This window comes from Bifidobacterium sp. SKU, assembly GCF_026016405.1.
Lineage (GTDB): Bacteria > Actinomycetota > Actinomycetes > Actinomycetales > Bifidobacteriaceae > Bifidobacterium > Bifidobacterium bifidum.
This window is the reverse complement of sequence record NZ_CP092890.1, coordinates 295,899-316,166: the sequence shown is the minus strand read 5'-3', so window position 1 is coordinate 316,166 and position 20,268 is coordinate 295,899. Positions and strand designations below refer to the sequence as shown.

Annotated in this window: 15 protein-coding genes, 1 tRNA gene and 1 pseudogene; 4 read left to right on the top strand and 13 right to left on the bottom strand. The window is 62.7% G+C overall.

The window, feature by feature from the left end; translation table 11 throughout:
* Positions 1-25: 25 nt before the first annotated feature.
* Entirely contained in the window at positions 26-1,339 is a 1,314-nt protein-coding gene (locus MMB49_RS01420) for a homoserine dehydrogenase (RefSeq protein WP_047271453.1), read from the bottom strand.
* A 475-nt stretch (positions 1,340-1,814) separates the two neighbouring features.
* Between MMB49_RS01420 and nagE the strand changes: the two genes are divergently transcribed.
* Together nagE and MMB49_RS01410 are read left to right on the top strand one after the other, a co-directional pair.
* Positions 1,815-3,365 (top strand): N-acetylglucosamine-specific PTS transporter subunit IIBC, encoded by a 1,551-nt coding sequence (gene nagE, locus MMB49_RS01415; RefSeq protein WP_047271452.1) that lies wholly within the window; start codon positions 1,815-1,817, stop codon positions 3,363-3,365.
* Positions 3,362-3,868 (top strand): PTS glucose transporter subunit IIA, encoded by a 507-nt coding sequence (locus MMB49_RS01410; protein ID WP_013363031.1) that lies wholly within the window; start codon positions 3,362-3,364, stop codon positions 3,866-3,868. The genes nagE and MMB49_RS01410 overlap by 4 nt, the downstream gene beginning before the upstream one ends.
* A 118-nt stretch (positions 3,869-3,986) precedes the next feature.
* Here MMB49_RS01410 and MMB49_RS01405 read toward each other — a convergent pair whose 3' ends face one another.
* The 8 genes and pseudogenes from MMB49_RS01405 to MMB49_RS01370 form a co-directional block, all read right to left on the bottom strand.
* Positions 3,987-5,615, bottom strand: a complete 1,629-nt coding sequence (locus MMB49_RS01405; protein ID WP_047271450.1) for a diaminopimelate decarboxylase family protein — start codon at positions 5,613-5,615, stop codon at positions 3,987-3,989.
* 165 nt (positions 5,616-5,780) lie between these two features.
* Positions 5,781-7,577, bottom strand: a complete 1,797-nt coding sequence (gene argS / locus MMB49_RS01400; RefSeq protein WP_003815374.1) for an arginine--tRNA ligase — start codon at positions 7,575-7,577, stop codon at positions 5,781-5,783.
* 69 nt (positions 7,578-7,646) lie between these two features.
* Positions 7,647-8,834 carry a glycerophosphodiester phosphodiesterase gene (locus tag MMB49_RS01395; protein ID WP_226800876.1) on the bottom strand — a complete coding sequence of 396 codons (1,188 nt, stop codon included), beginning with the start codon at positions 8,832-8,834 and terminating at the stop codon, positions 7,647-7,649.
* 468 nt (positions 8,835-9,302) lie between these two features.
* On the bottom strand, positions 9,303-9,692 hold the full coding sequence (locus MMB49_RS01390) for a Rid family detoxifying hydrolase (RefSeq protein WP_003811675.1): 390 nt from the start codon (positions 9,690-9,692) through the stop codon (positions 9,303-9,305).
* 224 nt (positions 9,693-9,916) lie between these two features.
* Positions 9,917-12,169 (bottom strand): 1,3-beta-galactosyl-N-acetylhexosamine phosphorylase, encoded by a 2,253-nt coding sequence (gene gnpA / locus MMB49_RS01385; RefSeq protein ID WP_013363028.1) that lies wholly within the window; start codon positions 12,167-12,169, stop codon positions 9,917-9,919.
* Between the two features lie 147 nt (positions 12,170-12,316).
* Positions 12,317-12,817, bottom strand: a complete 501-nt coding sequence (locus MMB49_RS01380) for a hypothetical protein (protein WP_229940913.1) — start codon at positions 12,815-12,817, stop codon at positions 12,317-12,319.
* A 28-nt stretch (positions 12,818-12,845) separates the two neighbouring features.
* A complete protein-coding gene (locus tag MMB49_RS01375) occupies positions 12,846-13,664 on the bottom strand; it encodes an SDR family NAD(P)-dependent oxidoreductase (protein WP_047297661.1) in 819 nt (272 codons plus the stop codon).
* Positions 13,665-13,726: 62 nt separating this feature from the next.
* Positions 13,727-14,494, bottom strand: a pseudogene (locus MMB49_RS01370) (enolase C-terminal domain-like protein).
* Between the two features lie 191 nt (positions 14,495-14,685).
* Between MMB49_RS01370 and MMB49_RS01365 the strand changes: the two are divergent.
* Positions 14,686-15,702, top strand: a complete 1,017-nt coding sequence (locus MMB49_RS01365; RefSeq protein WP_047297660.1) for a LacI family DNA-binding transcriptional regulator — start codon at positions 14,686-14,688, stop codon at positions 15,700-15,702.
* Between the two features lie 259 nt (positions 15,703-15,961).
* On the opposite strand, the gene MMB49_RS01360 is transcribed toward MMB49_RS01365, so the two are convergent.
* A tRNA-Arg gene (locus MMB49_RS01360) sits at positions 15,962-16,037 on the bottom strand.
* A gap of 134 nt (positions 16,038-16,171) precedes the next feature.
* Here MMB49_RS01360 and MMB49_RS01355 point away from each other — a divergent pair.
* Positions 16,172-16,786 carry a hypothetical protein gene (locus MMB49_RS01355; protein WP_192575684.1) on the top strand — a complete coding sequence of 205 codons (615 nt, stop codon included), beginning with the start codon at positions 16,172-16,174 and terminating at the stop codon, positions 16,784-16,786.
* 98 nt (positions 16,787-16,884) lie between these two features.
* Here the strand turns inward: MMB49_RS01355 and MMB49_RS01350 are convergent, their stop codons facing one another.
* From MMB49_RS01350 to MMB49_RS01340, 3 genes are all read right to left on the bottom strand, one after another.
* Positions 16,885-17,871 carry a co-chaperone YbbN gene (locus MMB49_RS01350; protein WP_047271988.1) on the bottom strand — a complete coding sequence of 329 codons (987 nt, stop codon included), beginning with the start codon at positions 17,869-17,871 and terminating at the stop codon, positions 16,885-16,887.
* A gap of 248 nt (positions 17,872-18,119) precedes the next feature.
* Positions 18,120-19,133 carry a hypothetical protein gene (locus tag MMB49_RS01345; protein ID WP_003811664.1) on the bottom strand — a complete coding sequence of 338 codons (1,014 nt, stop codon included), beginning with the start codon at positions 19,131-19,133 and terminating at the stop codon, positions 18,120-18,122.
* Complete coding sequence (locus tag MMB49_RS01340) at positions 19,126-20,199, bottom strand: hypothetical protein (protein WP_047271443.1); 1,074 nt, start codon at positions 20,197-20,199, stop codon at positions 19,126-19,128. Before MMB49_RS01340 ends, MMB49_RS01345 begins: the two co-directional genes overlap by 8 nt.
* Positions 20,200-20,268: the final 69 nt, after the last annotated feature.

Here is a 20,268-nt window from a genome sequence, read left to right as displayed (position 1 = left end):
ACAGCGGGGGCAGGCAACCGTATGACTAGTCGAGCACGCGCAGGATGGACGGCTCTCCGGTGACGAAGTCCAGCGTGCGGACGGCTTCGACGGTCTCACGCAGCGTGACCTCGTCGGTCAGATGCGTGACGATGCGCAGCTGTTGGATCTCGCCGTCATAACCAGGATCGGTCATCGTCGGCTTGAGATCCTGATTGACGCCGTTGATCGACACGCCGTGGTCGGCGAACTCCTTGGCGATGGCGGCGAGCACGCCCGGCTTGTCGTGGATGAGGAACCGCACGGCGAACGCGGCGCGGCTGGCGCCGATCGGCGCCTTGGGCAGCTCGTGGTACATGGGGATGGACGGGCCGGTGCAGCCTTGAGCGATGTGGCGGGCTTCGGCGACCACGTCGCCGACGACGGCGGAAGCGGTCGGAGCGCCGCCCGCACCGCGGCCGTAGAACATGAGGTCGTCGGCCGCCTCGGCCTTGACGAACACGGCGTTGAATGAGCCGTGCACGGATGCCAGCGGGTGCGATTCGGGAATCAGCGCCGGGTAGACGCGCGCCGACACACCGGCCTCGCCGTTCTCCACGACGGCGAGCAGCTTGATGACCTTGTGCTCGGCGGCGGCCGCGGCGATGTCGTCGGCGGTGATCTTCGTGATGCCCTCGACGCTCACGTCATCGATCGTCACGTTGGTGTGGAAGCCGAGCGTGGCCATAATCGCGGCCTTGTTGGCCGCATCGTAGCCTTCGATGTCGCCGGTCGGATCGGCTTCGGCGTATCCCTTGGCCTGGGCGTCCTTGAGCACGTCATCGAACTGCAGGCCCTTGGTGGTCATCTCGTCGAGAATGTAGTTGGTGGTGCCGTTGACGATGCCCAGCATGCTGGTCACCTTGTCGCCCGCCAGGGATTCGCGCAACGGCAGCAGGAACGGGATGGCGCCACCAACGGCCGCTTCGAAGTAGATGTCGACGCCCTTGGCCTCGGCCGCGGTGTAGATTTCCGGGCCGTACTTGGCAAGCAGCGCCTTGTTGGCGGTGACCACGGAGGCTCCCGACTCGATCGCGGCCATCACGAACGTGCGGGCCACTGTGGTGCCGCCGATCAGCTCGACGACGATGTCGGCGTTGGTGGCGACCTTCATCGTGTCGGTCGTCAGCAGAGACTTGTCGATCCAGGGGAAGTCCACCTCATCGGGATCCAGGCAGGCCACGCCGACCAGCTCGATCGGACGCCCGATGCGGGCAGCGAGTTCGTCCTTCTGCTCCACCAGCAGACGTGCGGTCTGTGATCCGACGGTTCCCGCTCCCAACAGTCCAACGCGGATGGGGTTGTCATTCAGCTGTGCCACGGATTTCCTTCCTTCAGCGGTGTTTGGCGCGCCCGGCCGCCACTCACCGATAGAGGGTCGCCGGGCCGGCGTCACTGTGTACCATCCTACGGAATGAATCCGACACGCCGCCCGTCAACGCCCCGGAGGCCGGATCCAGCTCCCAATGGCCTCGTTTCCCTTGGCTTTCCACTATGTAGCAGCGCTAACGACACGCCGCAGTAAAGTAGATTTACAAATTAACGCCGTAAACAGAGAAATCGTGAAACACCAGCTTCCCGTAAGGCTGAGCCCTTATACACCCGCCATGTTTCCTGCCTATTTAGCAAATAATCTTAACGAAACACGGGCCTCATATCGTAAAAGTCACGTACCATTGTTCATTGAAGCGGCGTTGCTGACATACTCGCGAGCGTCCGATCCAATGGTGGGATGGTACGTGAACGGGAATTTTGGCGGAAGAAAGCGCCGTCCGTATCCTCAGAGGGAGGTTGGAATGAAAGCATATATCCAGCGCCTTGGTCGCGCTCTTATGCTGCCCGTTGCGTGTCTGCCTGCTGCAGCACTCTTCCTGGGCATCGGTTATTGGATCGACCCGAGCGGTTGGGGTGGCAGTAACGTCGTCGCTGCCTACCTGTGCAAGACCGGCGGCGCGATCCTCGACAATCTGGGCCTGCTGTTCGCCGTTGGTGTCGCCATCGGCATGGCTCGCGACAAGGACGGCGCCTCGGCACTGTCCGCACTGGTCGGTTTCCTGACCGTCACCACGATCATGGGCTCCGCGTCCATGTTCCTTGGCTTCGACGCCACCAAGGTCGACACCGAGCACCCGGCATTCGCCGCTGGCGCCATCGGCAACAAGAACGTGTTCTTCGGCATCCTGGTCGGCTGCGTGGCAGGTGCGCTATACAACAAGTTCGGCAAGACAAAACTGCCGGACTTCCTGGCGTTCTTCTCCGGCCGCCGTTGCGTGCCGATTCTGACCGCTGCGGTCATGTCCATCATCTCGCTGCTGTTGCTGTTCATCTGGCCGGCCGTCTACGGTGCGCTGGTCTGGTTCGGCGAGTCCATCATGGGCCTCGGCGCCGTCGGTGCCGGCATTTACGCCTTCTTCAACCGTCTGCTTATCCCGACCGGTCTGCACCACGCACTGAACAACGTGTTCTGGTTCAACCTTGCCAACATCAATGACATCGGCAAGTTCTGGGGCAGCGCCGACCCGGCCAGTGGCGCGGTCATCGCCACCGGCGGCTTCCACCCGTTCGGCGTGTACGTCACCGGCATCTACCAGGCCGGCTTCTTCCCGATCATGATGTTCGGCCTGCCGGCCGGTGCACTCGCGATCTACAAGAACGCCAAGCCCGAGAACAAGAAGGCCACCGGATCCCTGATGCTCGCCGGTGCGCTCGCCGCGTTCCTCACCGGTGTCACCGAGCCGCTGGAGTTCTCCTTCATGTTCGCCGCCTTCCCGCTGTACGTGGTGCACGCGCTGCTCACCGCCATCTCGGTGTTCATCGCCGCTTCGTTCCAGTGGATCGCAGGCTTCAACTTCTCCGCAGGCTTCATCGACTGGTTCCTGTCGCTGAAGGTTCCCGCAGCTCATATGCCGTGGATGCTTATCGTTCAGGGCCTCGTCTTCGCGGTCATCTACTACTTCGTGTTCGACTTCATGATCAAGAAGTTCAACATGAAGACCCCGGGCCGTGGCGATGACGATAACGACGATGCCTCCTCCGCAGCGTTCGACACCGCGACCTCGTCCACCGGTGACAAGTACGCCGACCTCGCCGGCAAGCTGTACGCCGCTCTGGGCGGTCACGACAACATCACCGAAATCGAGAACTGCATCACCCGTCTGCGCATGGGTGTCGTGGATTCCTCGAAGGTCGACGTCGACGCCATCCGCAAGACCGGCGTCCCCGGTGTCAAGGTGATCGACAAGAAGAACGTCCAGATCATCGTCGGCACGCAGGTGCAGACCGTGGCTGACGCTCTGTCCGCCCTGTACGGCAAGCCCGTCATCGGTGGTGGTTCCCCAAAAGCGTGACGGCAGCCCCCGCTGCCGCTGCCCCCGCCCCCAAGGTGAAAGCCGCTGACAACGCGGTGCTCGCCCCTGTGGACGGTGCCATCAAGCCGATCACGGAAGTGCCCGACGAGACCTTCGCCGCCAAGATCCTTGGCGACGGATTCGCCGTGGTTCCCACGTCGGGTCGTGTGGTCGCCCCGGTGGCCGGCAAGATTACCACGGTCGCCCAGGCCAAGCATGCAGTGGGCATCACCACTCCCGCCGGAGTGGAAGTGCTCGTGCACATCGGCGTGGATACTGTACAGCTCGCCGGATCCCCGTTCACGATGATGGTCAGCGAAGGCCAGCAGGTGAACGCCGGAGACGCGCTGGTCGACGTGGACTGGAATGTGGTCAAGTCCGCTGGAAAGCCCACCGACGTGATCGTCGTGTTCACCAACCCGGCCAAGATCGATAAGCTGTCGATCACCGCCAAGGGTGCGGTGGCTACCGGCGCTCCGATTGGCACCATCGTCACCAAGTGATTCGGTAGACACAACCACAACAAACAATAAGGAGTCCTCCCTGATAGCCGGGGAGGACTCCTTTTTTTTTGAGTTCTACTGCTTTTTGCTTTTATATCTTGCCGCTGGCGCTGAACGGTCAGCCCTGATCCAGATCCAGCAGGTCGTCAATGGTCTGGCGACGGATCATCACATGTGCGCCGGCTTCACTCACGGCGACCACGGCAGGAATCAGCGCCTGATTGTAGTTGCTCGCCATCGTGCGGCCGTATGCGCCCGTCACCGGCACGGCGAGGATGTCGCCGCGCCTGAGGTCGGCCGGAAGCCTGTCCTCGTGCACGATGATGTCGCCGGACTCGCAATGCATGCCGACTACGCGCACCAGCATCGACTCGTCCGACCCGCGACGGTTGGCCAGCCGGACCGTGTAGTCGGCGCCGTACAGCGCTGGACGAATATTGTCGCTCATGCCGCCGTCCACCGACACGTACACGCGCTCATCGATGGGATTGCCGGTCTTGTCTTTGGCGTCGGACAGATGCACCGGCTTGATCGTGCCCACACGATACAGGGTCACGCCGGCCGGGGCGACGATCCATCGTCCTGGCTCGAAGCTGATGGCCGGCGCGGGCACACCGAGCGCACGGTTGATGGCACCGACCGCTTCGGCGAGACGACGCAGCTCGACGCGCACGTCCATCGAATCCTCGCCGTCGGTGTATGCCACGGAGTAGCCGCCGCCCAAGTCGACCTCGGGCAGCGTATAGGCGTCGGTGGCGTAGAAGGTCTTGCGCAGCAGCATCATGCGCTTGGCAGCCTGGATGAAGGCGTCTGCGTCATGGATGTTGGAACCGATATGAGAGTGAATGCCGACGAGTTCCAACTCGTCGGACCGTGTGAGGATGTCCTTGAGCACGGCCAGTGCCGGCCCATCCGCCACGGTTTCCATCGCGGCGGCGAGCGCCTTGTCCTTTTCGGGGATCTCCTCGTGGCTCAGGTCGTACGGGTACTTCATGTCGTAGTGCAGTTCGCGCTCGGGCTTCGCGTTCCCGTCACCGGCATCACCATCGCGTTCGGCGATGGGCGCGTTCGTAACAGCCGGCGTCACGCCTGCTGGATCAGCCGTGAGTTCGTCCAGTACGCTGAGTGCCGCGGCATCGGCGCCGGCCGGCAGCAGCGGCACGCCGAACTTCTGATCCTCATGCGCGGTGGAGATGTATTCGTGGCCACCGGCGTGAATGCCGGCGGTCACGCGCAGCATCACGCGGGCACGCTTGCCGAGTCGTCGCGCGATGGCGGCGATGCGGGCCGGCTCATCCGGCTCGTCCACGACGATTTTCGCAAAGCCCTGCTCGATGGCGAGTTCGATTTCCGCGTCGGACTTGTTGTTGCCGTGCAGCACCAGACGACGGCCGGGGACGCCTGCGGCGAGCGCGATGCGCATCTCCCCCATCGAGCATGTGTCGACGAGCATGCCTGCATCGGTCACCAACCGCACGACTTCTTTGGAGAGGAACGCCTTACCGGCGAAACTCACGTGCGTGGTGGAGTTGGTGAAGGCGTCGGCCGCCGCGCGCACGAAATATCTGGCGCGGGCGGAAACTTCGTCAGTGTCGATCAGATACAGCGGGGATCCGAACTCGTCAAGCAGCGACTCAGCGGTGCGCCCGTGGAACGTCAGGGCGCCTTCGGCATTCACTGCCGTCGCCACCGGCCAGATGGGGGTGATACCTTGCGTTCCGTCCACACGCACAGCAGATCCAGTCATTGCTCCTCTTTCGCTCAGGGCTTGCCGCTTTTCCTATTACTGTGCCATTGTGCCAGAACCGGCACCGTGATACCACTTCCCGACCATAAGGCGGAGGCTCGGTCGGAGAGTACCTGAATGAGAACCGCCCCCAGTCGCGCTACGCGCGACCAGGGGCAGCCTAGGTCACATCTTGTCGGGGGCGGTGACGCCGAGCAGGTCGAGACCGGAGGCGATGACCGTGCGCACGGCGTCGTTGAGCTTGAGGCGTGCGGCGGCACGTGCCGGTTCGGGGTTCTTGGCGATGCGCAGTGCCTCGCGAGCGGCGTCATCCAGACGCTCCTCGGGGTCGGTCAGCGCCATCGGAACCACGCGCTCGACGTTGTACCACTTGTGGTAGGCACCGGCCAGGTCCTCCAGATAGTGCGCCACCTTGTGCGGGGCACGCTGGTCGCCAGCCAGAGCCAAAGTCGCCGGCCACTGGGCGAGCGCGGCAAGCACCTCGCCGTCCGCCTCGGTGTCAAGCAGGCTCAGGTCAGCGCCTTCGGTACCGATGCCCGCAGCGGCCGCGTTGCGGTCCACATTGCAGGAACGCGCGTGCGCATACTGCACGTAGTACACCGGGTTCTCATTGGAATGCGAAGTCAGCAGATCCAGATCGATATCCACCGACGTGTTGTAGTCGGTACGGGCCAGCGAGTAACGGGCCGCATCCACGCCAACGGCCTCAACCAGATCGTCGATGGTGACGACGTTGCCAGCGCGCTTAGACATGCGCACGGGCTTGCCGTTCTTCATCACATTGACCAGCTGGCCGATGAGAATCTGCATGTTCACGCCCGGCTCGTCGCCGAAGGCGGCGCACATGGCCATCATACGACCGATATAGCCATGATGGTCGGCGCCGAGCATGTAAATCGCCACGTCGGCCGGATCCACAACGCGGTGACGCTTGTTCCAGTAGTAGGCGATGTCGGCAGCGAAGTAGGCGAAGTCACCGTTCGACTTGATGATGACGCGGTCCTTGTCATCGCCATGTTTGGTGGATTCAAACCAGGTGGCTCCATCCTTCTCGAAGATGTCGCCACGACTGCGCAGCTCCTCAATCGCGCGGTCGACTTCTCCGTCCTTGTATAGGTTGTTCTCGTGGAACCACACGTCGAAGCGGACTCGGAATTCCTTCATCGAGCGCTGAATCTCATCGAACATCATCGGCACGGCACGCTTGCGGAACTCCTCGCGCTGCTCGGAATCGCCCTCGCCGAGCGGGTTGCCGTCCTTGTCGAGGCCGCCGTCGACGCGCGGCAGGCTCAGCACATCCACGCCATCGGCCTCCGCCTCGGCGATCACGCGGTCGGCGATCTCGTTGATGTACTTGCCCTTGTATCCGTCAATGGGCGTCTCCTCGCCGTGCGCGGCTGCGACCAGGGACTTTGCGAAACGGTTGATCTGCTCGCCGTGATCGTTGAAGTAGTATTCGCGCACAACCTTGGCGCCGTTGGCCTCCAGCACGCGGGCCATCGAGTCGCCGACGGCGGCCCAACGGGTGCCGCCGATGTGAATCGGGCCGGTCGGGTTGGCGGAGACGAACTCCAGGTTGAGCGTCTTGCCGCCGAGGTGCGCGTTCTTGCCGTAGCCTGCGCCATCGGCCAGCACCTTGTCGACCACCGCGGCGGCGGAGGCGGAATCCAGCGTGATGTTGATGAAGCCGGGCCCCGCCACCTCGACGGTCGAGATGCCGTCGGCGGCGGTCAGCCGCTCGGCGAACAGCTCGGCCAAATCGCGCGGCTTCATGCCGGCCTTCTTGGCCAGCTGCATGGCGGCGTTGGAGGCCCAATCGCCGTGCGCGCGATCCTTCGGGCGCATCACGGCGAATTTGGCGGTTTCGGGAATCAAATCGTCGGTCAGGGTACCGGCTTTTCCGGCGGCGACCAGATCGTGGGCAATGGTTTCAATCAGTTCACTAAGCGCTTCAGGACTCATTCTCCCTAGTGTACCGGGCACTTTGACAGCGAACGTCCGGTTCATGCACCGACGCGGGATCGGCCGGCGTCACGCCTGGGAGCGATCGTCATCGTCCGGCGACGAGAACGGTTCGGGAAGCCCGTGATATGACGAACAAGCCTGCTGCAACGGCGTGATGTTCTCGCCGAGCAGTCCGCTGACGCCGTGGCGCAGCAGGCCGTTCGCGGCATCGTATGAATCCACCGAGTCGACATATACGGGAATTCTGCGCAGCCGCGCATTCCGCAGCAGTCTTGATGTGACGTCCCGCGTGCGGAACACGACGAAGTCCATGGCCTCGCCGCGCATTCCACGGAACATGGGATGCTTTCGCTGCTTTCCGCCGCGCTTCGCCGTCACTTCGCGGCGCACGGTCTCGACCCGTGCGGCCCCGTCCATGAACCGCGCTTCGCTCGTGCCGTCATCGTCCCATTGCGTCAGATCGGGCCTGCCGCTGGCGCACAGGCCTACATGCCACTGCGGACGCATGCTCTTGAAGACCATCACCGCATACGGATTGGCCGACATCACCATCAGATTGCCGGCGTATTTGGAATCCTCGACCACACGCACCACGGCATCGGCCACTTTCCGGGCATACCGCGCGTCCGTCTTGATGTCCAGCAGCAAGCCGAACCGCCGCTGCCCCGGACGTGACATGGAAGCGTCGTCCAACGCCTGACGCAGCGTGGGAACCGAATACCGCATGCCGCGTTGCTGCATGATCATGCGCTGCAATGCGGACAACGGCATACTGTTCACCAGCACGTTGCGACCGCCCGCGTCCAGACGCCCGGTTCTGCGGTCATGGAACACCACGGGTATGCCGTCTTTGGTCAGCCGCACGTCGATTTCGGCGAAATCGGCGCCGTTCTGCTTTGCGGCGCGAATGGAAGCCAGCGAGTTCTCGGGAGCATGCCGGGTGTCGCCACGATGCGCGATGACGATCGGGCGGTGCTGTGGCGACGCCAGTCCGATCGCATCGAACACCCAGCCGACCACATGCGTCGTGCCCATCACCAATCCGGCAAGCATGGCGATACATGCCAGTACGGAAACCACCGCCACAACGGATTCGGACAGCCGTCCTCGTCCTTCGCGCCCGTGCATCTCACACCCCGCTTCCATATTTCGCCGCGCGACATAGTCGCGCCAACGCCATTGGTGCAGGTCATCATAGGCCGCGCAGCTGTGTTCGGGGCATTCGAGGGTAAGAATCAGGGTGATTCGCGTCACTCCTTCACCACCGCATCACATATGCGGTGGATTGGCCGGAGATGATTTGGAAGACACGTTTGATGACTCTATATAGCGTGTCACGTGTGAACCACCTCAGTCGCTTTGCGACAGCCCCGCCAGCGGGAGCGTTGGTCGTACTCCCGCTGACAGGGGGCTGTCGAGCGGAGCGAGATTGGGGGGCGCTCCCAAAGCGTCCGTAAGTGCGCGCCGAAACGACAAGTGCGCGAACATATGGACGCAAAAGGCCCGATTTGCGTCCGTAAGTGCGCACGGTCGTCGTTTCGGCGCGCACTTACGGACGCAAATCACCTTCATATACGCCACATCCGACGGAACCATCAGCATCGGCGCAACATGGTTATGCAATACGACTCACAGCAGTGAGCCTCCATCATGCATCTGGTGGAGGCTCACTGCTACGGCTTTGGTTGAAGGCGGGTTACTGTTCGGATTCCCCGCGAACCGTCACAGAACTGCGATGGCGTCGATCTCGACGAGGGCGCCCTTGGGGATGTCGTTGCCGCCGATGGCAACGCGGGCGGGCTTGACGGAGCCGATGAACACGTCGGCGTACCGGGCATCGACTTCCTTGAAGTCTTCGACGTTCTTCATGTAGATCGTCGCGCGCACGACGTGCTCGATGCCGGTGCCGGCCGTGTCGAGAATCTGCTTGATGTTCTTCAGCGCCTGGGCGGTCTGCTCACCGGCGGTGTCTCCGGCCAGTTCGCCGGTCGTGGGGTCGATGCCCAGCTGGCCGGACACGAACACGAACCCGTTGGCCTTTACCGCCTGGCTGTACGCGCCCAGCGCCACAGGCGCCTCCGACGTGGCGACCGCTTCCATCTTCTCGCTCATGACTCCTCATTCCCCGCGGGTATCCGCGATTATTGTCTGCGTTGCGACGCGCTTGTGCACGCTTACCGTGTAATAAATATACCTATGCCGCCCATCCGGTGATGCGTACATGTACGCACAATGGACAGGCGGCATGAAAAATCGGGGTCATCGTCGAAGGAGTAGGCGACGATGACCCCGATATTCACTCGTTCACGCCGATCCGGAGCGATGATGCGACCGGATCAGATGGTGCGCCAGGCGATACCGCTGGGCGCCAGTTCGATGCGCTCGATGCGACCGTCGCCGCGCTCCACATACGTGGACTGCGCGCGATCCGTGTTGTTGACAACGCAGTAGCAACCCGACTTGTCGAACACCGCGACCTCGCACTCGGGGTTCGACGAGCTGTATGCCGCATACTTGCCCTCGTTGTGGGAGGCCCAGAACAGGGCACGCTCCAGCAGACGGGCGTTCGCGGCCGAGTAGGGCAGACCGGAGACGTATACGCCGCGGCCCTTGCCGTACTCGTTGACCGCGAGCTGCACCTGACCGCCGTCGGCGCGCAGCAGCGTCACGTCCTCGTTGACCGGGAACGTGTCCGCGATCGGCTCGCCGAAGTCGATGCCGCCAAGCTCGCCGATCGCCTGACCGCCGCCGCAGCCCGACAGGGGCTTGCGGTATCCGGCGTCGAGGAAGCCCTGCAGCACACCTTCGCCCAGGTGCACGTCGGCGGTGATGAAGTGCTCCGGCGTGACGGCCGGGAAGTACTTGTCCACCGACAGCGTCTGGTGACGCTCCTCGTCCACACCCAGCACATCGGCCAGCTGGAAGAAACGACCCTGGAACTGCTGGGCGCTCGGCTGGCCCACGCCAATCAGGGCGCCGCCGCCGTGCACCCAGGCACGCAGCGTCGCCGCAAGGCGCGGCTCCTCGGCCCACACCGAGCCACCGGAGAACGCGGTGTCGACCGGGCCACCGGTCACGATCACGTCGATGTCGTCGGCGACGCCATGCTCCAGCACGTCATCGAAGCTGATGAACCGCACGTTCACGCGCATGCCCGACAGCGACTCCAGAATGCCGTAATACGAATACGTCTGCTTGTTCGGCAGCGCGTGGGCGACCGTGTAGGCCATCCACGAACGCATCTTGCCCCAGCAGTTCAGGATCGCCACGTTGAGCACGCCGCGGGCCGCCTCGCCGTCGGTGCGGTCGTGGATGTCGCGGAACTCATCCGAGATGTGCTCCACCGCGTCCACGAACTTCGGGAACTTCGCGGCCAGCGACAGGTATCCGCCGTAGCCCATGCGGGCGATCGGAGAACGCAGGATGGCACGACGGGCCTTGCGCCAGTTGTCCCATGCCTCGATGCTCGGGTCGTTGCCCTCGTAGAACGTGTCGGGGAAGAAGTACGGCAGGAAACGACCCTCCGTGTACTTCACGCCCGGGATGTCCGCGATCATGCGGGTCGTGGTGCCGTCACCGATCGAACCGACGACAGCATCCAGACCCAGATCCTCGAAACCATCCTTGTACGGCTCGGTACCGATCCACTGGTCACCCAGGAACATCATCGCTTCCTTGCCGGCCTCGTGCGACAGCGATGCGAGTTTCTTCACGTTCGCGCGTACGAAATGGCTCAGGAAGTCGATCCAGTCGCGCTGCGGCTTGCGCGGCACGCGCCATGCGGAGTTGTACGAGCCCTCGTTGACGAAGTCTTCGGGACGCAGGCGGTAGCCGTACTCCTTCTCGAAGTCGTCAAGCGCGGCCGGGCTCACGGTGCAGGCGCATCCGAACCAGTCCACGACCTTCTCGCGCTGCTTCTGGTCGAACAGCAGCGTGAACTGGTAGAAGAACGTCGTGAAACGCACGACATCCACCTGCGGGTTGTCCTTGAGCCACTGCTCGAACGTGTCGAACACGAACTTGCGCGTCGCCGGATGATAGATATCGAACGGAATCTCGTGCTCCTTGTCGCCCCACCCGTTCGTCAGGTGGTTGTACATCTCGACCGGATCCCAGATGATGTACGCGAGGAACGAGACCGTGTACTCGTGCATCAGTTCCGCGCCGGAGACGTGCACTACGCCCGCTTCGGCGTCCACGGTCCACTGCTCGGTCGGCACCACGGCGCCCGTCGAACGGTCCACGACTTCCCAGTACTTGTGCGGGTCGGCGTCGAAGTTCGGCTTGAGCTGCTCCTCGAAGAAACCGTCCATCAGAGACACGTCCACCGTGTCGCTCTCCGCCAGCGCACGCTTCGACAGCAGGTACACCTGCGGGGTCTCGTCCATGTGCAGCGTGATCCACTCGTTGTGCGCGCGGGTCGGGAAGTAGGCCGTGTAGACCTTCATACCCAGCGCCACGACCTCGTCGTCCAACTGCGTGCCATCCGAGTTGCGAACCGCGTCGGCACCCCACAACCGGGCCAGTTCCGCGGTCTTCTCCGCGAAGTTCGATTCACTCGGAATCGTAAAACGGCCAGAAGTTGACATCAATGTTCCTTTCTGTGCTCTGGAACGTTTCTTCTATTTTGTCTGCCGCGGCGTTATCGCAACGGCAAGACATCCATTATATCCATCGTACCGGCAAAGGCCGGAGCCGGCACATAGTTACCGGCCCCGGCCTTTACGGCGTGTCATTCAGCGAGTGGCACGCTTGCGGACGATCATCGTGGTGCCGGCGGCGACGGCGGGCACGGACGAACCGGTCTTCGCGACGCCTTCGGTCTTCGGCTGCTCGTTAGCGCCCGGCTTGGCCGGAGTCGTCGACTTGCTTGGCTCGACTGCCTCGTCGGTCACGTTCAGCGACACCTTGCGGGTGGCGACGGACGCAAACTCGAACTGCAGACCGTAGTTGCCCGCGTCCTTGCCCTTGAGGAAGTCGGCGGCGATCTTCACCGTGATCTTGTCACCCTCGCCGCTCACCGTGTAGTCTCCCTCGTCGAGGCTGCTCAGCACGTTGCCTTCGGAGCCGATCCAGCGGATGGACTGCAGCTTGTCACCGTCCAGCGTGACGGTGTACTCGGGCAGCGTCTCAGGAGCCTGCTTGTTGTGCTGTTGACGACGGCGACAGCCGGCTTGTGCGAGGAGGCAGAACCGGAGCCGTTGTGCACCTGGATCTCGCTCATCGTCGGCGCCCACTGCACGCCGGCCTTGACGGAGTCGAGGCTCACGCGCAGCTTGGAGGAGGTGTATGCCTTGTCGAGGTTGGCCTTGGCTTCGGCGCCACGCCGGCGAGCTTGCCGGCCGGGGTGTCGGAGCCGCCGGAGAAGCCGACGAACTTCGGGTCGACTTCCAGACCACGCTTGTCCTCAGGCTGGGTGTCCGAAGCCTTGCCGCCGGCCTCGTAGTAGTCGTTGTTCGAGAACGCGGCCTTGGCGAGCGCGTCGGTCTTGCGGTACCACTGCGTCGGCGTGGTGGAGGTGTTGCAGAACACGTTGTTCATGAAGTAGACGGTGTCCTTGAAGACCTCGTCGTGGAAGTGGACGCCCTTGGAGGCGTCGAACACGAGCAAGTTGGCGGCGTAGGCGCTGGTCTTGCCCTGGCCGGTCAGCGCGGTCTTGGACGAGATGTTGACGATCGCGCCCTTCGATTCGCGCAGGTACGGGGCGCAGCGGTGGGCGAGCTCATAATAGTGCGTGAGGTTGCCGTGCAGCGACTGCTCGAATTCGCGCCACGAGGTGTGGTCGAGGTCGAGGTTGTCGTTGCGGTCCGCGTTGTTGACCAGACCGTCGATATGGCCGTAGGTCTTCACCACATCCTCGACGATCGGCGCGATGTCGTCGGTGTCGTTGAGGTCCATCAGATACGTGCGGTAGTTGTCGGTGATGGCCTTCATTTCGGCGGCGAACTGCTCGGCGGCGCCGTCGTCTCGGTTGATAACCGCCACGATGGCCCCCTCCTTGGCCAGTCGCAGGGCGATGTCCTTGCCGATGCCCTTGAAACCGCCGGTGAGGATGACGACCTTGCCTTCCAGATGCAAATCCATGATGTTTCAGTGTCCTTTGTTGTGTTCGTGTCCGTGCGAGCCGCGGCACCGCGGCGCTGCGATCAGCCCTTGTACAGGCACCGTTCGGCGGCTTCGAGTTTCATGTCGACGCCCGAGCCCGGAGCGGTCGGGGCCTTGTAACGACCATTGACGATCTCAGTGGGATGCACGAAGTATTCGTGCTGGTTGTCCACATATTCGATGACGCGATCATCCCATTGTCCACTGACCGCCAGGTAATCGGACATGGCGAAGTGGCGCACCGCCTCGCACAGGCCGACACCGCCGGCGTGGGGGGGCACACGTGCACGCCGAACTTGTTGGCGAGCAGGTATTCGAGCACGATCTCCTGCGGCCCGGCGACGCGCGTGGCGTCGATCTGCATGACCTTGAAGCTGCCCGCCTGCCGATACTGCTTGTACATGATGCGGTTCCGCATCTGCTCGCCGGTGGCGACCGCGATCGGGTCGATGGCGCGCTGAGCACGGCGCCGATGGCCATGTGCTCGACGCCCTTCTCCGGGCCGAGCCAGCGCAGCTGAGAGTCGTGGACGAACATGTCCCATGCGGCGCGCATGTCGTCGAGCAGGTTCTCGACGTTGCGGCCGACGAGCATGCGGGAGAGCGAGTCGACGGCAGCCACGACCACGTCGTTGCCACGGCCGACAGTGAAAACGAAGCCGCTGCCGCTCAGGCCGCCATCCGCGTCGGTGGTGATGACGACGTATGCCGAGGATAATCGGGGTCCTTGTTCATCGCGTCCGAGCCCGACAGCGTGCTGGACGTGGGGAAACGCAGGTCGTAGGTTTTGACTCCGATGATGGTGCCCATGTTGGCTCCTTCGCCTCAATGGTTCTCGATGTATTGTGTTTCGTTCCCATCATACACATCTTTTAGAAAAATCACCACTTATTCTAGAAATTTTCTTTCATCTATCTCGAAACGCTTTACTATAGTGTGAAGTGCGTCTGCAACGAACGCAGACACACCCACAATGAAGTACGGAAGAAACGGAGCAACCGATGGCAGGCGATATGAAAAAACCGCGAGTCAGTGAGATAGCGAAGCTTGCCGGAGTCTCCACCGCGACCGTATCAAAGGTCATCAACGGGCGAGAGGGCGTATCCAGCTCCACAAGGGCGCGCATCGAGAAAATCATGGAGGAATCCGGGTACTCCAAGTCTCTCGTCACCACGAAGACATCACAGACCATCGAGCTCGTGCTCACCGAGGTCATGGCGAACGGTATCAACGCGATGATCGCGGAGACCTCCGAATATGTAAAATCGATGCCCATCGGCATCACCATCACGCAGACCGGGCGGGGCAAGCGCAGCGAGGAAAGCTTCCGGGAAATCCTCAACCGCAATCCCCTCGGCGTCATTTTGCTGCTATCCAACGCGACCGAACGCGAAAAAACACTATTGCGTTCGCGCAACATTCCCTTCGTCATTATCGACTCCATCGGCGAAGGGTCGCAGGACACGCTCGGCGTGGGCATCGACAACTGGACCGGCGGGCTGATCGCCACCGAGCACCTCATCAAACTCGGGCATCAGCGCATCGGCATCATCACCGGCCCGCAGAACGCAGAATCCGCTCAGGCCCGCTACAGTGGCTACGCCACCGCGCTGCGTCGCGCCGGGATCCAGCTGGATCCCGAGCTGGTCGCCTACGGCGACTACATGCCGGAACGCGGCTATGAGTGCGCATGCCAACTGCTCGACCTGCCCGCCGCCAAACGGCCGACTGCGATCTTCGCATGCAACGACATCACGGCGCTCAACGTGTACCGCGCTGCCCGCCAACGCGGCCTGTCCCTGCCCGCTGACCTGTCGGTCGTCGGCTTCGACAACGTGTACCCGGCACAATACCTGTACCCGGCGCTCACCACCATCAGCCAGCCGTTCGACATGATCGCCCGCAAGGCCGTGGACATGATTCTCGACGCGCGTGCAGGCTCCGTCGCCGACCACTACCTGATCCTGCCCACACGCCTGGTCGTCCGCGAAAGCACCACCGCCCCCAAGAAGAGCTGACCGGTCGCGAGGCGGAGACAACCGCCGCGACCGGCTTTCGCCGCAACATCTCCTATCTGCGTTTCGAGGGGGTGATTTTGCAGTCTGGGGACATCTATCTGCGTTTCAAGGGGTTGCCAAAAAACGATATGCAGAGTATTCCGACCTGATTCTTGCTGGAATCATGCGGTTCCCGTAGCGTTTATACTTGGCTATCAACCCCTCGAAACGCAGATAGACCACGAAAAAAGGCTCCATACCGATGGTATGGAGCCTTTGCTGGTGGGCTCGAAGGGATTCGAACCCTCGACCTTCTGTTCCGGAGACAGACGCTCTATCCACTGAGCTACGAACCCGAGCCATCGCTCGCCTTGCGGCAAGCAACTGTATCACTGTACACCATCCCACTCCCAACATGTCGGCAATTTCGCGGAATTCCCGGGTTTACGCGCTCCCGCACCGACTACACTGGAGTGGTATGGACATCGCCATGAACGATTTCGAATATGAACGTCGGTTCTTCTGCAGGGCGCTGCCGCCGGAACTGGATGACGGCGAGCCGATGCTGATCGTGCAGAGCTATTATGTGCACGACGGTAATTACGCGTTGCGAGTGCGGCTACAGACACGCGGGGTGCGCATCGATATGAACGCCGACACCGATCCGATAGCCGTACTGAGGCAATACCGAGACCGGTTCACCGAGGCGTTCGTCACCGTCAAGGGGCCGTCGGTGGGCGGCACCCGTTATGAGGCCGAACGGGAGATCGACGCCTGCATAGCCGCGGAACTGGTGATGCGCGGAGGCCGTCCGATTATCAAGAACCGGTTCTCCGCATGGATCGGCGAGGATGGATGGAGCCTCGACATATTTGGCGGCGCGAACGCCCCACTGGTCGTCGCCGAGGCGGAGCGTAGCGGACCCGTGACCAATCTGCAGATTCCATCGTTCTGCGTGACGGAGATCACCGATCAGGCGCGGTTCAGCAACGACGGACTGGCTTCGCGGCCGTTCTCGCAGTGGGCCGCGGACTTCGACGCCGAGCTGCACCGGGACGGGCCCCGATTCCAAACCCAGTTCGGCCGTAACCGCATGGGACTATAAGGCGTAGACCACAGGCCCAAAACCGCTGAAACCGCCACGATGCAAGAATTAGCACCGCGGCGGTTTCAGCATAATGACATATTTCGGCGCGATGGCGCTCAGTACATCAGCGTGGCAAGGCGGCGACGGGCACGCTTGACGCGCTCATCGGTCGCTTCGGGAATCATGAAGTACTCCAGCAGACGCTTACGTACCGGCTCGACCTGATCGGTGTGACCGTCCGCCAGATAATCCAGCAGACGGGAGAAGGCGTCCTCGATCTGGCCGCCGATCATGTCCACATCCGCCACGGCCAGCTGCGCTTCGACGTCATCGGGACGATCTGCGGCGGCCTTGCGTACCTCGCGCACGTCAGCGGTCGCCGAACGCGCCAACAGCAGCGCCTTCGCGCGCTCCCGCGCGGCGAGCGTGTCATTGGGGTTCGCCTGCAACACCTGCTCGTAGGCCGCGGCGGCACCGGCGTAATCGCCCTGCGCCGCAAGCTGGTGCGCTTCCTGATGCTCGGGCGGCACCACGTCGGCACCAGCCGCCGCACCTGCGCCGTCACCGGTACCAGCACCGTCACCGTCGGCCGAGTCCGGGTCGCCGGAATACGGCGCAGTACCGTTCACGCCGGACTGCGCGGCCACCGAAATGAGCTTGGGGATGACCTGATCGACGATCTGCTTCAGCTCGTCATCGCCCGGCAGCCCCTGAAGAATCGGCATCGGGCGGCCACCGATCAGCGCGAACAGCGCCGGTGCGCCCTGCACCTGGAACGCCTGCGCGATCGATGGGTAGCTTGCGATGTCAATGCGGGACAGCTGAATCTGCCCCTTGAGCTTGTTCACCGCGTCGCCGAGCGTACGGGCCATCGGGAACAGACGGTCATCGGTCGGGATCCACAGCAGCAGCAGGATCGGGAACGTGGCGGAGGTCTGCACCATCGCCTGGAACGTGTTCTCTGTCGTGTCGATGACATAGCCGCCCGCGGCCGGCGCTCCCCCGGCCTGCCCCGGCTCCGCCTTCACCTGATGCTTCAACGATTCGAGATCCACCGCGCCCGCGAGTGACAATCCCGGATGAAACTCCTGCTGCTGTGCCATCATGCCTCCGTTTTCACGACTCATACCGGCCCGCGGTCTGCGCCGCACGCCGTTCCGTCACATCCATGCCGCGCGAAAATCGGCGCGACCGCATACCTGCGACCACCGTCGATTCCGTCGCGAACATCGTTGACGCATACCACTATATAGGCCACGGCGTCTCACCGCCTCCGGTTACGCTGCAAGCGCCCGATTCCGGTGCTTGGCAAGTCCGTGCGCCGGCCCGCACGCCGGCCCGAGTCCGGCGTCTACTGCGCCTCGACCTTGACCGCCTGACGATCGCCCGCCACCACGGTCACCTTCTGATCCGACCCGGCCAGCGGCACGAATATCGCCACAACGTTCACATAAGTGGCTTTCAGCGAACTGGTGGCCTTCTGATTCGTCATCTTGAACAGCGCATCCTCGTTCGGGGACCCCGGCAACGACTCACGGCCCTCGCTCATGGACCGTGTCCACTCCGAGTTGATCTGCGCGACGACCAGGTCACCGCCACGAGGGGAGCGCATCACGGCGATCTGGTCGACGACCGGCGCGAACACCTCCTGCTGCGTGCCCTTGTTCTGGGTCACACCCTTCTGGCTTTCTTCCTGCTGCTTGACTAGCGACTGGCGGAACTGGTCGTCCTCGAAGCTTCCCGCGTATTTGCTGTTCGTGTTGTTCTGCAGCACATCGGCGTATCGCTGCACCGCCTGCTTGGGGGTCATGACCAGATTGGAGTCGTTGGCATCGCCCATGACATTGCCCTGCTTAGCGGGCGCGAAGCCCGGCAGTGACACGTCCTCAAGCAGTCGGGCGACAGCCCACAGCTTGTAGTTCTGCCGGGCGGACTCCTGCCGCATCACCAGCAGACGCTTCGCCTGCTGGTCCTCGGTGGTGGTGGTGACGGTGAAAATATACCTCGGCCATGCGTTGTCGGTCGGGATGACCACCTGCGTCACATCACTGGGGATAGTCGCTAATGGCGTGACATCCTGCTGCGTGTATTGCGCAATGTTCAATTGGGCGGTGCGGATCTCCAGTTGCGAGCCGGACACGCGCGCGGCGAGCCCGTCGGCGCTTTTCGCCTCGTTCGCCTGGTTCAGCACGTCAAGGATCTTCCCGCGGATCTGCTTCTCCTGTGCGACGGTCACATCGATGATCTCGTTGTCCTTCACCGACGGCGCCACGGTCTGTGGCACCTGCCCCTCGCAGCCTGCAAGGCCGAGCGTCAGAGCGCAGACCATCGTCGCCGCCAGGGCGGTGGTTATGCGTTTATTCATTGGAGCTCCCCTTCGTGTCATCATCGGATTCCTGCGAAAGCCGCGCGAAATACGTCTGCAGCTCGCTGGCGGTGATTACCGACGTCGCCGAATCGTCGGGCTGGTCCATGGCCTGTGCGTTCTGCTGGTCGGCGACAAGGTTGCGGCTGCCGGGATCGACGACCTTCGGCTGGGAGATTTCCGGCTTTGCCGGCGTGCCCGCACCGGGTTTCCCACGATGCGCGGCATGACGGCGGCGCTTGGATTTCGGCTTGAAACTGACCGCCGCCTTGAGACTCGCGACACTGCCCGCCACCGCCTGCGAAACGGCGACCTCCTCTGCCTGCTTTTCGGCTGCGGAACCACTCACCACGCGCTTGCGACGCTTGTGCGGCGGCATGGCGAACAGAGATGCGGCCAGTACGGCCAGCAGCGCCAGCAGTCCTCCGGCGAAATAGAACGGCATGGCGAAATCAGGTAGAGTCTGACGCACCCAGTTCATGCGCACCGTCGCGTTCGAGGACTTGCCCAAGTCGATGATGGCTACGGTACCGCTGTCGGACGCGACCTTGGTCTCCGTTTTCACGGTGCCCGTCCCGCACGTCACGGAAGTCCACATATCGGAGTCCTTGAACGCCACTGCGTCATCGCCCGCATCGGCCGCGGCCCCCTGCGCGGAGACCTTCGTCGTCGCGAGTGTCGTCCATTCGTTCAAGCCGGTGACGCGCACATATGGCTGCCTGGCGAGCCAACCGATCACATCCTTGTTCGACCCCAGAGCAAGGCATACTTCGCCGTCGGACGAACCGGCATCGGCGGAAACCGTCACCTGATTGTCCACCAGCGGCAGCACGCCGGGATCGGTAACGATATATTGCGTCCCCTTCACCGCGGCACTGGCCGCGATCTGAGAGCTGGGCTTCCAATATGTGGCGTTCATAATGCCCAGACCAATGCATGCCACAGCCAGAAGACCAAGGATGGGCGTCACCACACCCCGCATGATGCGGGCATGGCGCGTCGGACGGGCGGCCGACTTGGACTTTCGCTCGTCACGCTTGCGCTCTTTTGATGTCTGTTTCTTCATAACTCACCCATTCTACAATGCAGGGCATAAAGCCCCGGCGAAAAAGACGTTTCCAAAGAAAAATCAGGG

Coding starts and splice junctions, on each gene's coding strand:
- MMB49_RS01345 (WP_003811664.1), bottom strand. CDS start 19,133: ATGAATAAACGCATAACCACCGCCCTGGCGGCGACGATGGTCTGCGCT.
- MMB49_RS01340 (WP_047271443.1), bottom strand. CDS start 20,199: ATGAAGAAACAGACATCAAAAGAGCGCAAGCGTGACGAGCGAAAGTCC.
- nagE (WP_047271452.1), top strand. CDS start 1,815: ATGAAAGCATATATCCAGCGCCTTGGTCGCGCTCTTATGCTGCCCGTT.
- MMB49_RS01355 (WP_192575684.1), top strand. CDS start 16,172: ATGAACGATTTCGAATATGAACGTCGGTTCTTCTGCAGGGCGCTGCCG.
- MMB49_RS01390 (WP_003811675.1), bottom strand. CDS start 9,692: ATGAGCGAGAAGATGGAAGCGGTCGCCACGTCGGAGGCGCCTGTGGCG.
- MMB49_RS01365 (WP_047297660.1), top strand. CDS start 14,686: ATGGCAGGCGATATGAAAAAACCGCGAGTCAGTGAGATAGCGAAGCTT.
- MMB49_RS01350 (WP_047271988.1), bottom strand. CDS start 17,871: ATGGCACAGCAGCAGGAGTTTCATCCGGGATTGTCACTCGCGGGCGCG.
- MMB49_RS01375 (WP_047297661.1), bottom strand. CDS start 13,664: ATGGATTTGCATCTGGAAGGCAAGGTCGTCATCCTCACCGGCGGTTTC.
- gnpA (WP_013363028.1), bottom strand. CDS start 12,169: ATGTCAACTTCTGGCCGTTTTACGATTCCGAGTGAATCGAACTTCGCG.
- argS (WP_003815374.1), bottom strand. CDS start 7,577: ATGAGTCCTGAAGCGCTTAGTGAACTGATTGAAACCATTGCCCACGAT.
- MMB49_RS01405 (WP_047271450.1), bottom strand. CDS start 5,615: ATGACTGGATCTGCTGTGCGTGTGGACGGAACGCAAGGTATCACCCCC.